The sequence below is a fragment of the Aquincola tertiaricarbonis genome, from assembly GCF_000969605.1.
GTDB classification, from domain to species: Bacteria; Pseudomonadota; Gammaproteobacteria; order Burkholderiales; family Burkholderiaceae_C; genus Aquincola; species Aquincola tertiaricarbonis.
Genome location: NZ_JZUE01000022.1, coordinates 71,990 through 84,371, shown reverse-complemented (window position 1 = coordinate 84,371; position 12,382 = coordinate 71,990). Strand labels below are relative to the sequence as shown.

At 71.1% G+C, this 12,382-nt stretch carries 12 protein-coding genes; 8 read left to right on the top strand and 4 right to left on the bottom strand.

What is annotated here, in order from left to right; all coding sequences use genetic code 11:
* The first annotated feature begins 16 nt into the window (after window positions 1-16).
* From VO99_RS21530 to VO99_RS21495, 8 genes are read left to right on the top strand one after another with little or no spacing between them, the layout of a single operon-like run.
* Entirely contained in the window at window positions 17-904 is an 888-nt protein-coding gene (locus VO99_RS21530) for an STAS domain-containing protein (protein WP_046114979.1), read from the top strand.
* Between the two features lie 5 nt (window positions 905-909).
* Window positions 910-1,299, top strand: coding sequence for an STAS domain-containing protein (locus VO99_RS21525; protein WP_046114978.1), 390 nt, complete (start codon window positions 910-912; stop codon window positions 1,297-1,299).
* Window positions 1,292-1,681: an ATP-binding protein gene (locus tag VO99_RS21520; protein WP_046114977.1), complete on the top strand. Its 390-nt coding sequence runs from the start codon at window positions 1,292-1,294 to the stop codon at window positions 1,679-1,681. The genes VO99_RS21525 and VO99_RS21520 overlap by 8 nt, the downstream gene beginning before the upstream one ends.
* A 5-nt stretch (window positions 1,682-1,686) precedes the next feature.
* Window positions 1,687-2,709: an ATP-binding protein gene (locus VO99_RS21515; RefSeq protein WP_046114976.1), complete on the top strand. Its 1,023-nt coding sequence runs from the start codon at window positions 1,687-1,689 to the stop codon at window positions 2,707-2,709.
* A complete protein-coding gene (locus VO99_RS21510) occupies window positions 2,706-4,421 on the top strand; it encodes an ATP-binding protein (protein ID WP_046114975.1) in 1,716 nt (571 codons plus the stop codon). The genes VO99_RS21515 and VO99_RS21510 overlap by 4 nt, the downstream gene beginning before the upstream one ends.
* A gap of 6 nt (window positions 4,422-4,427) precedes the next feature.
* The gene (locus VO99_RS21505) at window positions 4,428-6,056 is read left to right on the top strand and encodes a response regulator (protein WP_046114974.1); all 1,629 of its coding nucleotides are present in this window, start codon (window positions 4,428-4,430) and stop codon (window positions 6,054-6,056) included.
* Window positions 6,057-6,078: 22 nt separating this feature from the next.
* On the top strand, window positions 6,079-6,423 hold the full coding sequence (locus VO99_RS21500) for a hypothetical protein (protein ID WP_046114973.1): 345 nt from the start codon (window positions 6,079-6,081) through the stop codon (window positions 6,421-6,423).
* On the top strand, window positions 6,420-6,944 hold the full coding sequence (locus tag VO99_RS21495; protein ID WP_052736521.1) for a DUF2867 domain-containing protein: 525 nt from the start codon (window positions 6,420-6,422) through the stop codon (window positions 6,942-6,944). The genes VO99_RS21500 and VO99_RS21495 overlap by 4 nt, the downstream gene beginning before the upstream one ends.
* Before the next feature lie 13 nt (window positions 6,945-6,957).
* On the opposite strand, the gene VO99_RS21490 is transcribed toward VO99_RS21495, so the two are convergent.
* From VO99_RS21490 to puhE, 4 genes are all read right to left on the bottom strand, one after another.
* Complete coding sequence (locus VO99_RS21490) at window positions 6,958-7,224, bottom strand: BrnA antitoxin family protein (protein ID WP_232315461.1); 267 nt, start codon at window positions 7,222-7,224, stop codon at window positions 6,958-6,960.
* Window positions 7,211-7,510: a BrnT family toxin gene (locus VO99_RS21485; RefSeq protein WP_046114971.1), complete on the bottom strand. Its 300-nt coding sequence runs from the start codon at window positions 7,508-7,510 to the stop codon at window positions 7,211-7,213. The genes VO99_RS21490 and VO99_RS21485 overlap by 14 nt, the downstream gene beginning before the upstream one ends.
* Before the next feature lie 24 nt (window positions 7,511-7,534).
* Window positions 7,535-11,350, bottom strand: a complete 3,816-nt coding sequence (locus tag VO99_RS21480) for a magnesium chelatase subunit H (protein ID WP_046114970.1) — start codon at window positions 11,348-11,350, stop codon at window positions 7,535-7,537.
* Window positions 11,351-11,593: 243 nt separating this feature from the next.
* Window positions 11,594-12,370 carry a putative photosynthetic complex assembly protein PuhE gene (gene puhE / locus VO99_RS21475; RefSeq protein ID WP_046114969.1) on the bottom strand — a complete coding sequence of 259 codons (777 nt, stop codon included), beginning with the start codon at window positions 12,368-12,370 and terminating at the stop codon, window positions 11,594-11,596.
* Window positions 12,371-12,382 lie beyond the last annotated feature (12 nt).

Sequence of the window (12,382 nt, the reverse complement as noted above, 5' to 3'; positions counted from 1 at the left end):
AGGAAGGAATAGAAGCATGGTTCAGACGGGACAAGCACCCGCATACGACATCGTCGCGGCCCACGAGGCGGAGATCCTCGAAGCCTGGTTGCTGCGGCTGCATGCCGATGGCGCGCTGCAAAGCGGCCGCATCCGCGAAGGGGAGCTGCGGGTGCAGTGCACCAGCTTCCTGCGCCAGCTGCGCGAGGCCATGGCCGAAAGCGCGGATGCCGATGCACCGCCCTTCGCCAACGTGCGCGATGCGCTGGGCGACCTGTCGGCCACCCGTGCCCAGCAGGGCTTCAGCCCGCGCGAGATCGCCACCTTCGTGTTCTCGCTCAAGCAGCCGCTGTTCGAGGCCATCACCCGCCACCACACCGGCGACGCCGTGGCGCAGCTGGAGGCCAGCTGGTCGGCCGGCCTGCTGCTGGACCGGCTGGGCCTGCTGACGATGGAGGCCTTCCAGCGCATGCGCGAGGAGGTCATCGTGCGCCAGCAGCAGGAGATCTCCGAGCTGTCCACGCCGGTCATCAAGCTGTGGGACGGCATCCTCGCGCTGCCGCTGATCGGCACGCTGGACAGCCAGCGCACGCAGGTGGTGATGGAGAACCTGCTGGAGACCATCGCGCAGCAGGGCGCCGGCATGGCCATCATCGACATCACCGGCGTGCCCACGGTGGACACGCTCACCGCCCAGCACCTGCTGAAGACGGTGGCCGCCGCGCGGCTGATGGGCGCGGACTGCATCATCAGCGGCATCCGCCCGCAGATCGCGCAGACCATGGTGCACCTGGGCGTGGAGCTGACGGTGGTGAGCAAGGCCACGCTGGCCGATGCCTTCGCGCTGGCGCTGTCGCGGCAGGGCCGCGGCGTGACGCGGCTGCGCCGGCCCGAGCCGCCCGCCGCCACCACGGCGCTGGGCTGAGCGGCATGGACCGCATTCCCATCCTGAAGCTGGGCGAGGCGCTGCTGGTGACCATCCAGGTGGACATGCACGACCAGCTGGCCAGCGCACTGGAAGAAGACCTCACCGCCAAGATCGTGTCCGCGCGGGCGCGCGGCGTGCTGATCGACATCTCCGCGCTGGAGATCGTGGACAGCTTCATCGGCCGCATGCTGGACAACATCGCCGCCGTCTCGCGCATCCTGGATGCCGACACGGTGGTGGTGGGCATGCGCCCGGCGGTGGCCATCACGCTGGTGGAGCTGGGCCTGTCGCTCAACGGCGTGAAGACGGCGCTGGACGTGGAGCGTGGCATGGCCATGATCCGCAGCCATGCCTACCTGAACTCAGACGACGACGACGACGCCGGTGACTGAGCGCCTGGACATCCGCAAGTCTGAAGATGTCGTGCGTGTCCGGCAGCGGGTGCGCGCACTGGCGTTGGAGGCGGGACTCAGCCTCGTGGACCAGACCAAGATCGTCACCGCCGCCAGCGAGTTGGCCCGCAACACGCTGGACTACGGCCGCGGCGGCACGGTGGACGTGGAGCTGGTGCTGTCGCCGCGGCGCGGCGTGCGGCTGTCCTTCGTGGACGATGGCCCCGGCATCGCCGACATCGAACTGGCCCTGCGCGACGGCTACACCAGCGGCGGCGGCCTGGGCCTGGGCCTGGGCGGCGCCAAGCGGCTGTCGTCCGAGTTCAGCATCCGCTCGGCGCCCGGCGAGGGCACCACCGTGACCATCGCCCGCTTCAAGTAGCCGCCATGCTGGAAGTGCTGGTACGTGAGCAGAGCCAGATCGCCGAGGCGCGGCGGCGTGCATCCTCGGCCGCCACCGCCTCGGGCTTCGGCGAGACGGCCGCCGGCCGCGTGGCCCTGGTGGCCACCGAGCTGGCCACCAACCTGCTCAAGCATGGGCAGGGCGGCCGGCTGCTGGTGGACGCGGCCGGCAGCCATGTGAGCCTGCTGGCGCTGGACACCGGCGAGGGCATCGCCGACATCGGCCGCAGCCTGGCCGATGGCTATTCCACCGCCGGCACCGCGGGCAACGGCCTGGGTGCCTTGCGCCGGCTGGCCGATCCCTTCGAGCTGGTGAGCTGGCCCGGCCGCGGCACCGCGGTGCTGGCCCGCGTGGCCGACAGCGAGACGCCACCCGATCCCCAGGCCGCGCCGCCGGCGCTGCGCGACACGCTGGGCGCCGTGGTGGTGCCCCGCCCCGGCGAGACCGCCTGCGGCGACGCCTGGAGCTGCCATGAGGATGCGCAGTCGCGCACCGTGTTCGTGGTGGACGGCCTGGGCCACGGCATGGACGCCGCCCGCGCGGCCAACGAGGCGGTGGCGCAGTTCCAGCGCAGCCGCCACCAGCCGCCGGAAGAGATCGTGCAGGGCGTGCACGGCGCCATACGCCACACCCGCGGCGCGGCGGTGGGCGTCTCGCGCATGCACTGGGCCAGCGGCACCGTCAGCTTCGCCGGCGTGGGCAACATCGCCAGCACCTTCGTGCCGCGGGCACCGGGCGCGGCGGTGCGGCGCATGGTCTCGCACAACGGCATCGTGGGCCACAACGCGCGCAAGATCCAGGCCTTCGACTACCCGTGCGGCGACGGCCTGCTGGTGCTGCACTCCGACGGCATCGCCACCAGCTGGAACCTGGCCACCTACCCCGGCCTGATGCAGGCGCATCCGATGCTGGTGGCCGCGGTGCTGTACCGCGACTTCGGCCGCGGCCGCGACGATGCCACGGTGGTGGTGGCCGACACCCGCGCGCCCGCGCAGGCCCGCGCATGAACCCGGTGCTGCTCACCGTGCCGCTGGCCGCACCGGCCGACGTGGTGGCCGCCCGCCAGCAGGCCCGCCGCGTGGCCGAGCTGCTGGGCCTGGACCGCAAGGGCCAGACGCGGCTGGCCACCGCGGTGTCGGAGATCGCGCGCAATGCGCTGGGCCATGCCGGTGGCGGCGAGGTGGCCATCGGCCTGGACGGCCGGCAGCTGCAGGTGGCGGTGCGCGACCACGGTGCCGGCATCGCCGACCTGGAGCTGATCCTCAGCGGACGCAAGGTGTTCGCGCCCGGGCAGGGCGCCGGCATCGCCAGCGCGCGCCGGCTGGTGGACCGGCTGGACATCCGCAGCGCCGCCACCGGCACCGAGGTGCTGCTGTCGCAGTACCTGCCCGCGGTGCCCGACCCGTCACAGCTGGCCCGGCTGGGCAGCACGCTGCCGCAGCGCCGGCCCGACCCGGTGGCCGAGCTGCAGGTGCAGGAGCGCGAGCTGATCGACAGCCTGGCCGACCTGCAGGAGCGCGAGGCCGAGGCCGACCGCCTGAACCGCGAGCTGGAGGACACCAACCGCGGCGTGGTGGCGCTGTACTCCGAGCTGGAGCAGAAGGCCGAGGAATTGCGCGGCGCCAGCGAGATGAAGTCGCGCTTCCTCTCGCACATGAGCCATGAGTTCCGCACGCCGCTCAACAGCATCATGGCGCTCACGCGGTTGCTGATCGACGGCGTGGACGGCCCGCTGACGACCGAGCAGCAGCGCCAGGTGGACTACATCCGCCGCTCCGCCCAGACGCTGCTGGAGCTGGTGAACGACCTGTTGGACCTGGCCAAGGTGGAGGCCGGCCGGTTGGACGTGCGGCCCACCGACTTCACCGTGACCGACCTCTTCGCCTCGCTGCGCGGGTCGCTCAAGCCGCTGCTGACCAACCCGGCGGTGAACCTGGTGTTCGACGAGGCGCCGGGGCTGCCTCCGCTGCTGGCCGACGAGCAGAAGGTGGCGCAGGTGCTGCGCAACCTGGTGAGCAATGCACTGAAGTTCACCGAGGCCGGCCATGTGCAGGTGCGCGCCCGGCATGACGAGCGCCATGCGCGCATGGTGTTCGAGGTGGAGGACACCGGCATCGGCATCGCGGCCTCGGCCATCGACCTCATCTTCGAGGAATTCGGCCAGGTGGAAGGCCGGCTGCAGCGTGGCGGCACCGGCCTCGGGCTGCCGCTGTCGCGCCGGCTGGCCATGCTGCTGGGCGGCGAGCTGTCGGCGCGCAGCGAGCCCGGCGTGGGCTCCACCTTCACCCTGGCCATCCCGGTGCGCTATGGCCAGGCGGTGGTGCCCGAGGGGGGCGGCGGCAAGCGCCGGGTGCTGGTGGTGGACGACGAGGAGGTGTTCCGCTACGTCATCCGCCACATCGCGCAGGACGCCGGCTTCGACGTGCTGGAGGCGGAAAATGGCGAGGTGGGCATTGCGCTTGCCCTGTCCGAGGAGCCCGACATGATCTTCCTCGATCTGCACATGCCCAAGGTCGACGGCTTCGCCACCCTGGCGCGGCTGGCCGATTCGCCGCTCAAATCCACGCCCGTCATCGTGTGCACCTCGCATGCGCTGACGGTGGACCAGAAGCGCGCGCTGGCCTCGGCCTATGCCATCGTGCCGAAGCAGGACCTCTCGCGCGACGGCCTCTCGCGGCTGATGCGGCTGGTGCTGGACGAGGCGCAGTCCCCGGGTTGAAGCGTCATGCCGGCACGCACCGTCACCATCCTCAATGTCGATGATTCGGAAGTAGCCTGCTACACCAAGCATCGTGCATTGCGGCATGCGGGCTTCCACGTGGTGGATGCGGGCAGCGCCGCCGACACGCTGCTGAAGATGGAGTCGCTCAAGCCCCAGCTGGTGCTGCTGGACGTGCAGCTGCCCGACGGCAACGGCATCGAGCTGTGCAAGGTCATCAAGGCGCGCTGGCCCACCACGCTGGTGCTGCAGACCTCGGCCACCTTCGTCAGCCCCGAGGACCGCACCCGGGGCCTGGAAGGCGGTGCCGATTCCTACCTGATCCAGCCCATCGAGCCGGCCGAGCTGGTGGCGTCGGTGCGGGCGCTGCTGCGGCTGCACGAGGCCGAGGCCCGCACGCGGGAGCTGAACGAGACGCTGGAGCAGCGCATCGTCGAACGCACCCACGACCTGCATGCCACCAACCAGGCGCTGGTGGAGCAGATCGCGCAGCGCGAGCGGGCCGAGGCTGCGCTGGTGCAGTCGCAGAAGATGGAAGCGGTGGGCCAGCTCACCAGCTCCATGGCGCACGACTTCAACAACATCCTGGCGTCGATGGTGGGCTACATCCACCTGGCGCGCCGGCGGCTGGACGACGGCGAGCCGCGTGCGATGCTGGACAAGGCCGTGGCCGCGGCGGCGCGCGGCCGGCGCCTGACCTCGCGGCTGCTGGCCTTCTCGCGCAACGATGCCCTGAGCACCGAGCCGGTGGACCTGTCGCAGCTGCTGGCCGGCATGGCCGAGTGGCTGCAGCAGACCGCGGGCAGCCGCATCGAGGTGGTGATCGAAGCCGGCGCGCCGGACCTGGTGGCGATGACCGACGCCAACCAGATCGAGCTGGCCATGCTCAACCTGGTGATCAACGCACGCGATGCGATGCCCGACGGCGGCCGCATCCGCATCGGCGTGACGCATGGCGAGCTGTTGCATGACGAGCCCGACCTGCCCGCCGGCCGCTACGTGGTGCTGAGCGTGGGCGACAGCGGCCATGGCATGCCGCCGGAAGTCGCCGCCCGCGCCTTCGAGCCCTTCTACACCACCAAGCCCTCGGGCCGTGGCACCGGCCTGGGCCTGGCGCAGGTGATGGGCGTGGCGCGGCTGTCCCAGGGCACGGCGCGGGTCAGCAGCAGCCAGGGCGGCGGCACCGAGGTCGCGCTGTGGCTGAAGGCCGGCAGCCTGCCCGCCGAGGATCCCGCGTCGGCCCTGGTCGCGGAAGCGGCGCTGGCCGCCGCGGGCCTGGACGAGCGGGTGCTGCTGGTGGACGACGAGGCCGACATCCGCCACACCCTGTCGCGCCTGCTGGCCGACGGCGGCTACGTGGTCCACAGCGCGGCCAGCGGGCGCGACGCCATGGCCGCGGTGGAGGCGGGCTTCGTGCCCGACGTCCTGCTGGCCGACTACGCCATGCCCGGAGAGACCGGCGTGGACCTGGCGCTGAAGCTGCGCGACATCCGCCCCGAGCTGCCGGTGCTCTTCGTCAGCGGCCACGTGGACCGCGGCGTCATCACCACCGCCGTGCCCGGCGCGCAGCTGCTGCGCAAGCCGTTCAGGGTCGACGAGCTGATGGGGGCGCTGAGGGGGTTGTTGAAGGGGTAGTGGTTGGGCGTACGCTTGCGGCATGTGCACCTCCACGCTGCTGCTCAAGCTGTTCCGCCACAAGGCCCGGGCCGACGATGAACTGCTGGCCTGCGTGGCGCAGCCTGACGCCGACCGCCACAGCGCCGAACGCCATGCGGCCATTCGGCAGACGGACGGCTGGCACCTGGCCCACATTGGCTCGCTGGACGATGCCGCGCTGGTGCAGATGCTGGGCTTCAACTTCACCGATGGCAGCGCCGGCGTCCTGTCGCAGGCCGGCATCACGCCGCCGCGCGACCTGCTGACCGGCCATCTGCACCTGACCGAGCCAGGCCGGCGCGAAGGCGTGGGCGCTGCACCGGCTACCGCGCAGGCGGTAGCGTGAGCGCCGCGGCCGTTGGCTGCGCGGTGCCGGCGACGAGTGCACTGGCGCACCGTGTGGGCACCGCGGACTTCCACGATGCCTATGCGGTCGACGTCGGAAGCTCCACATTGACGGCGCTGGAGCACTTCCTGGTCATCGTGCGCCGCACGCCGCGCTGGGTCGATGTGCTGATGACGCTGCGCAACCGCATGGTGCGGATGGTGGGGCTGAAGGACCTGGGCGCGCTGGGCGGCGTGCGCACCGGCAAGCCGGCCGCGGCCTACCGGCCGGGCGATCGGGTCGGCATCTTCACACTCATCTCGGCCACTGACGACGAAGTGCTGCTGGGTGACAGCGACAGGCATCTCGATGTCACGCTGTCGGTGCTGCGCGAGCCGCTGGACGGCCATGGCCAGCGGCGGCTGGTCGTCAGCACGGTGGTGCAGGTGCACAACCTGCTGGGGCGCATCTACATGTTGCCGGTGGCGCCGCTGCACCGGCTGATCGCGCCCGCGGTGCTGGGCCGCGCGGCGGGTCTATGAAGGCTTGTGCCGGTCATGAGCGGCGTGATTGCTTTTGCACGTATTGGCGCAGCACGCCGTCCATCCTCGATTGCCAGCCGTCGCCTGTCGACTTGAAGTACTCGACCACCTCAGGGCTGTAGCGCACAGACACCAGCAGCTTGCGATTCTCCGACTTCGGCCGGCCGCGAACTGCACGCAGCGGCACCATCGCTTCGAGTTGCGCTTTCGACAGCGGCTGCGCATCCGGGTCCGCCTTGGCAGCCGCGTTGATCTTGCGATCCTCTTCAGCGCTGGGCATCTGGATCACGGTCTTCCTCGATGCTCTGGACATAGTGCTTCACCTCGCGTCGGTTGGCGCGCCGCAAGCTGATGATGCGGCGACGGGCTGCGCGGTCCACGAACGCAACGTAGTACAGGATGCCCGACCCTGGCGCCAAGGCGATCATGCGCAACTCGCCGTAATCCTGCCGGTCGTCTATCCAGACCAGTGCGGTGTCCCAATCGAGCTCGCCTGCCAGTGCCAGCGAAACGCCGTGCTTTTCGACGTTGCGAGCATCCTTCTCAGGATCGAAGTCGATGCGCATGCATTAGTGTAGCTACACTTTTTCTCACGCGGCCACCGGCTCGAACACCCCCTCCAGCCGGTCTTCCAGCTCGTCGCTGGCCTTGCGCAGCGCGGCCAGCGTGTCCGCATCGGGGCGCCAGTAGGCGCGTTCGCTGGCTTCCAGCAGGCGGTTGGCCACGCGCGACGAGGCGGTGGGGTTCAGGCGCGCCAGGCGGTCGCGCATCACCGGGTCGAGCAGGAAGGTCTCGGTCAGCTGCTGGTACACCCAGGGATGCACCTGGCCGGTGGTGGCCGACCAGCCCAGGGTGTTGGTCACGTGCGCCTCGATCTGGCGGACGCCTTCGTAGCCGTGCTGCAGCATGCCTTCGTACCACTTGGGATTGAGCATGCGGGTGCGCGTCTCCAGCGCCACCTGCTCGCCCAGCGTGCGCACCGTGCCGTCGCCGCGGGTCTGGTCGCCGATGTACACCGGCGGCGGCGCGCCGGTGCCGATGCCGCGCTCGCGCTTGGCCCGCTTGACCGCGCCGGTGATGCCGCCCAGCGTGTCGAAGTAGGTGTCGACCGTGGTCACGCCCAGCTCCACCGAATCGAGGTTCTGGTACGTCAGCTGAACGTCGGCCAGCACGCTCTTGAGCAGCGCCGCCTGCAGCTGCGGCCGGCCGTTGCGGCCGTAGGCGAAGCCCTTGCGGCGCGCATAGCACTCGGCCAGTTCGTCCTCCTGCTGCCAGCTGCTGCTGTCCACCAGGTGGTTCACGTTGGCGCCGTAGGTGCCTTCGGCATTGCCGTACACCCGCAGCGCGGCCGTCTCCAGCGTGCAGCCATGTTCCTGCTGGTAGGCCAGCGCATGCTTGCGGATGAAGTTCAGGTCGGCCGGCTCGTCGGCTTCGGCGCACAGCCAGGCGGCATCGGCCAGCAGCTTGATCTGCAGCGGCATCAGGTCGCGGAAGATGCCCGACAGCGTGATCACCACGTCGATGCGCGGCCGGCCCAGCGCGGCCAGCGGCACCAGCGTCGCCCCGGCGATGCGGCCATAGCCGTCGAAGCGCGGCAGCGCGCCCATCAGCGCCAGCGCCTGCGCGATGGGAGCGCCTTCGGTCTTCAGGTTGTCGGTGCCCCACAGCACCATCGCGATGGATTCGGGCAGCGGCTGGCCGTCGGCCCGGCAGCGGTCCAGCAGGCGCTGGGCCTGGGCTGCGCCGTCCTTCACCGCAAACGCGCTCGGGATGCGGAAGGGATCGAAGCCATGCAGGTTGCGGCCGGTGGGCAGCACCGACGGCGTGCGCAGCAGGTCGCCGCCCGGGGCGGGGCGCACGAAGCGGCCGTCGAGCGCGCGCAGCAGCGCGGGCAGTTCGCCGTTGTCGGCCAGCAGGCGGTTGGACTCGGCCAGCTCGGCCAGCCAGGCGGCGTCGGGCGCTTCGCCCAGCGTGTCCATCTGCTCGGCCAGCGCCTCGGCGTCGCCCTGCACCAGCGCCTCGATGAGCGTCCGCGGCGGCGGCGTGCCGCGCGCGGCCTCGGCCATCGCCAGCAGCGTGTCGGTGCGCTCGGCCAGCGTGGGCGCGCGGCCCAGCACATGCAGGCCCTGCGGGATCAAGGTGTATTCCAGCTCCAGCATGGCCTCGGCCAGCCGCAGCACCTGGGCTTCCACCTGGTCGGCGGGCCAGGCGGGCTGGGCCTCGCACAGGTTCAGCGCGGCGGCCTGTGCCTGCAGCATGACGGCGAGGTCGGCGCGCTCCGTGGCCTCGCACGAGTCGGCTCCCTGCGGCGCGCGCCAGCGCTCCACCGTGGCTTTGAGCGCCAGCAGGCCGCGGTACAGGCCGGCCTGCGCGATCGGCGGCGTCAGGTAGCTCACCAGCGTGGCGCCCGCACGGCGCTTGGCCAGCGCGCCCTCGGACGGATTGTTGGAGGCGTAGAGATAGAAGTTGGGCAGGTCGCCGATCAGCCGATCCGGCCAGCAGGCGCCCGACAGGCCGGTCTGCTTGCCGGGCATGAACTCCAGCGCGCCATGGGTGCCGAAGTGCAGCACCGCATCGGCGCGGAAGTCTTCGCGCAGGTAGCGGTAGAAGGCGGAGAACGCATGCGTCGGCGTCATGCCCTTGTCGAACAGCAGGCGCATCGGGTCGCCCTCATGGCCGAAGGCCGGCTGCACCGCCACCAGCACATGGCCGAACTGCCGGCCCAGCACGAAGATGGACCGGCCGTTGCTCAGCTGCCGGCCCGGTGCCGGGCCCCATTGCGTCTCGATTTCGCGCAGCCAGCGCTCGCGCTTCACATGCTCGTTGGCAGGGATCAGCGCATGCACGTTGGCATCGGCGCCGTACTGTGCGGCATTGCCGGCCAGCAGGCTGTCGCGCAGCGCATCCACCGTCACCGGCACGTCGACGGTATAGCCCTCGGCCTTCAGGGCGGCCAGCGTGCGGTGCAGCGACTCGAACACCGACAGGTAGGCCGCGGTGCCGGTGCTGCCCGCATTGGGCGGGAAGTTGAAGATCACCAGCCCCAGCCTGCGGCGCGCGCGCTCGCTGCGGCGCAGCGCCACCAGCTTGTGCACGCGCGCGGCCAGCGTCTGCGCCCGCTCGGGGCAGCTGTGCATGTCCTGCGCATTGCTGGTGGCGTGGAAGGTGCAGCGGTGGTGGCAGCCCTGGCACACCACGCCTTCGGCGCCGGGCCGGCCGCCGAACACGGTGGGGCCGGTGGCGCCGTCCAGCTCGGGGATGGCGACCATGATGGTGCTTTCCACCGGCAGCAGGCCGCGTTCGCTGCTGCCCCACTGGTCCAGCGTCTGGAACTCCACCGGGTGCGCCGCGAGGTAGGGCACGTCGAGCCGGGCCAGCATCTCCTCGGCCGCCTGCGCATCGTTGTAGGCCGGCCCGCCCACCAGCGAGAAGCCGGTGAGCGAGACCACCGCGTCCACCGTCGCACGCCCGTCCTGGAGGAAGAAGCGCTCGATCGCCGGGCGCGCGTCCAGCCCGGCCGCGAAGGCCGGCCGCACCTTCAGGCCGCGGGCCTCCATCGCGGCGATCACGCCGTCGTAGTGCGCGGTGTTGCCGGCCAGCAGGTACGAGCGCAACAGCAGCAGGCCGACGGTGCCGGCTTCGGGCGTGTTGGTGGTAGTGACGGGCGCCGGCGCGGGCAGCAGCTCGGCCGCATCGGCCAGGCGCGTGGGCAGCCGCGGGTGGTACACGCCCAGCTCCGGGTACTCGACCGGCGCGGCGGCGGCCAGCATGCCGCGCAGATGGCGGCGCGGGCCGTCGGCATAGCGGTCGACCAGCGACAGCACCATGTTCAGCACGTTGTCCTGCGAGCCGCCCAGCCAGTACTGCAGGGTGAGGAAGTAGGCCCGCAGGTCCTGCGCGGTGCCGGGCACGAAGCGCAGCAGCTGCGGCAGCCGGCGCAGCATCTTCATCTGCGCCGCGCCGCCGCTGGCCGGCGGCTTGCCGTTGGCGGCGGCCTTGCCGCGCAGCCGCTTGAGCAGCGCCATCGGGCCGCTGGCCGGCTTGGCCATGTCCAACTTGCCTAGGCGAGTGAGCCGCACCACCTCGCCGGCGGAAATGGCGCAGACCATCGCGTCGCACTGCGCGCGCCGGGCCAGCAGCGCGGGCATCACCGGCAGGAAGTGTTCTTCCATGAACAGCATCGTCGCGATGACGATGTCGGCCTGCCCGATGTCGGCGATGCAGCGCTCCAGGGCGGCGGGGTGGGCCGCCCAGTCGGAGGCCGCGTGCTGGCCGAGCACCAGCCCGGGCAGCTGCCTTCGCAGCGTGGCACGCGCCCGGTCGGTGGCGCTGGCGAGGTGGGTGTCCATCGTGACGATGACCACCCGGTACGGCGTGGGGTCGGCAGTGCGGGTGGGCTTCGTCATGGCCTGAATCTAGGCCTGACATAGGGCAGTGTCAATACAACCTGACACTTAGCCTGTGACGAATCAGCCGACAGGCTGCGCGTCCATCAACGATTCCGCTTTGGCCTGCAATGCGCAGGCTTGCTCGAAGCTCAACATCCCCGCGACGCAGGTAGCCGGCGAGGTTGTTGCGGAATGCGCTGCGCCAGGGCACCGATGCAGCCCATTCAGGCTCCCGGTCGAGCGCCGTCCCGGCGCAAGCGGCTATGGGGCTGCCTGGCGTTCCTCCCGCGACCGCAGCCCCCAGCGCCACAACCCCTCGCTCGGCAGCGGCAGCACCAGGAACCAGTGCTCGACCACGCCCAGCGTCAGCAGCGCGGCGGCAAAGACCAGCGCCGTCTCGTCGAAGCGGCCATGGCCGCCCTGCAGCGCGGCCTGCCACACCGCCAGCGTGGCGGCGGTGGCGGCGATCACGGAGACGGGGAACAGCCGGTTCATCGGCCGCTGGCGGAAGTAGCTGTGCACGTAGACCAGGTGCGCGGGCAGGAAGCTCTCGTTGAGATTGCGCACACCCAGGAAGACGTTGAGCTTGGTGCTCTGCCGCATGCACCACAGGGCCGCGAAGGTCCAGGCCGCCGTCTGGTTGGGCTGGCCCCAGCTCAGGGCCAGCACCGCGGCGCCCAGCACCAGCAGCGCCAGCTCGTGGTACAGCACCACCTCGAAGGCGCGGGCCGCGCGCCGCCATCGGCGGGCGGTCGGCGGGCAGGGCGTTCGCCGCGGGCCGGTGACGTAGCCGAGCAGGAAGGCCACCTCCTGCCAGGCCCACACCATCAAGGCGGAGGTGAAGGCCAGGTAGGCGCCGGTGACGCGGGTGTCGTCGGCGGTGGCGGCCACGCCGCACAGGGCCACGCCCAGCATCACCGTGGCCCACAGCATGGTCCAGCGGTGGCTGGCGCGCGGCAGGCCCACCAGCCACAGGATCACGCCCGTGCTGAACCACCACGCGAACAACGTGTACAGGATGGGCCCGGCATGCCGCATCGTGTGCTGCCC

Excerpts from the sequence above, each read along its gene's own strand:
- VO99_RS21530 (WP_046114979.1), top strand. The coding sequence starts at position 17 with ATGGTTCAGACGGGACAAGCACCCGCATACGACATCGTCGCGGCCCAC.
- VO99_RS21510 (WP_046114975.1), top strand. The coding sequence starts at position 2,706 with ATGAACCCGGTGCTGCTCACCGTGCCGCTGGCCGCACCGGCCGACGTG.
- VO99_RS21525 (WP_046114978.1), top strand. The coding sequence starts at position 910 with ATGGACCGCATTCCCATCCTGAAGCTGGGCGAGGCGCTGCTGGTGACC.
- VO99_RS21500 (WP_046114973.1), top strand. The coding sequence starts at position 6,079 with ATGTGCACCTCCACGCTGCTGCTCAAGCTGTTCCGCCACAAGGCCCGG.
- VO99_RS21480 (WP_046114970.1), bottom strand. The coding sequence starts at position 11,350 with ATGACGAAGCCCACCCGCACTGCCGACCCCACGCCGTACCGGGTGGTC.
- VO99_RS21485 (WP_046114971.1), bottom strand. The coding sequence starts at position 7,510 with ATGCGCATCGACTTCGATCCTGAGAAGGATGCTCGCAACGTCGAAAAG.
- VO99_RS21505 (WP_046114974.1), top strand. The coding sequence starts at position 4,428 with ATGCCGGCACGCACCGTCACCATCCTCAATGTCGATGATTCGGAAGTA.
- VO99_RS21515 (WP_046114976.1), top strand. The coding sequence starts at position 1,687 with ATGCTGGAAGTGCTGGTACGTGAGCAGAGCCAGATCGCCGAGGCGCGG.
- puhE (WP_046114969.1), bottom strand. The coding sequence starts at position 12,370 with ATGCGGCATGCCGGGCCCATCCTGTACACGTTGTTCGCGTGGTGGTTC.
- VO99_RS21490 (WP_232315461.1), bottom strand. The coding sequence starts at position 7,224 with ATGCCCAGCGCTGAAGAGGATCGCAAGATCAACGCGGCTGCCAAGGCG.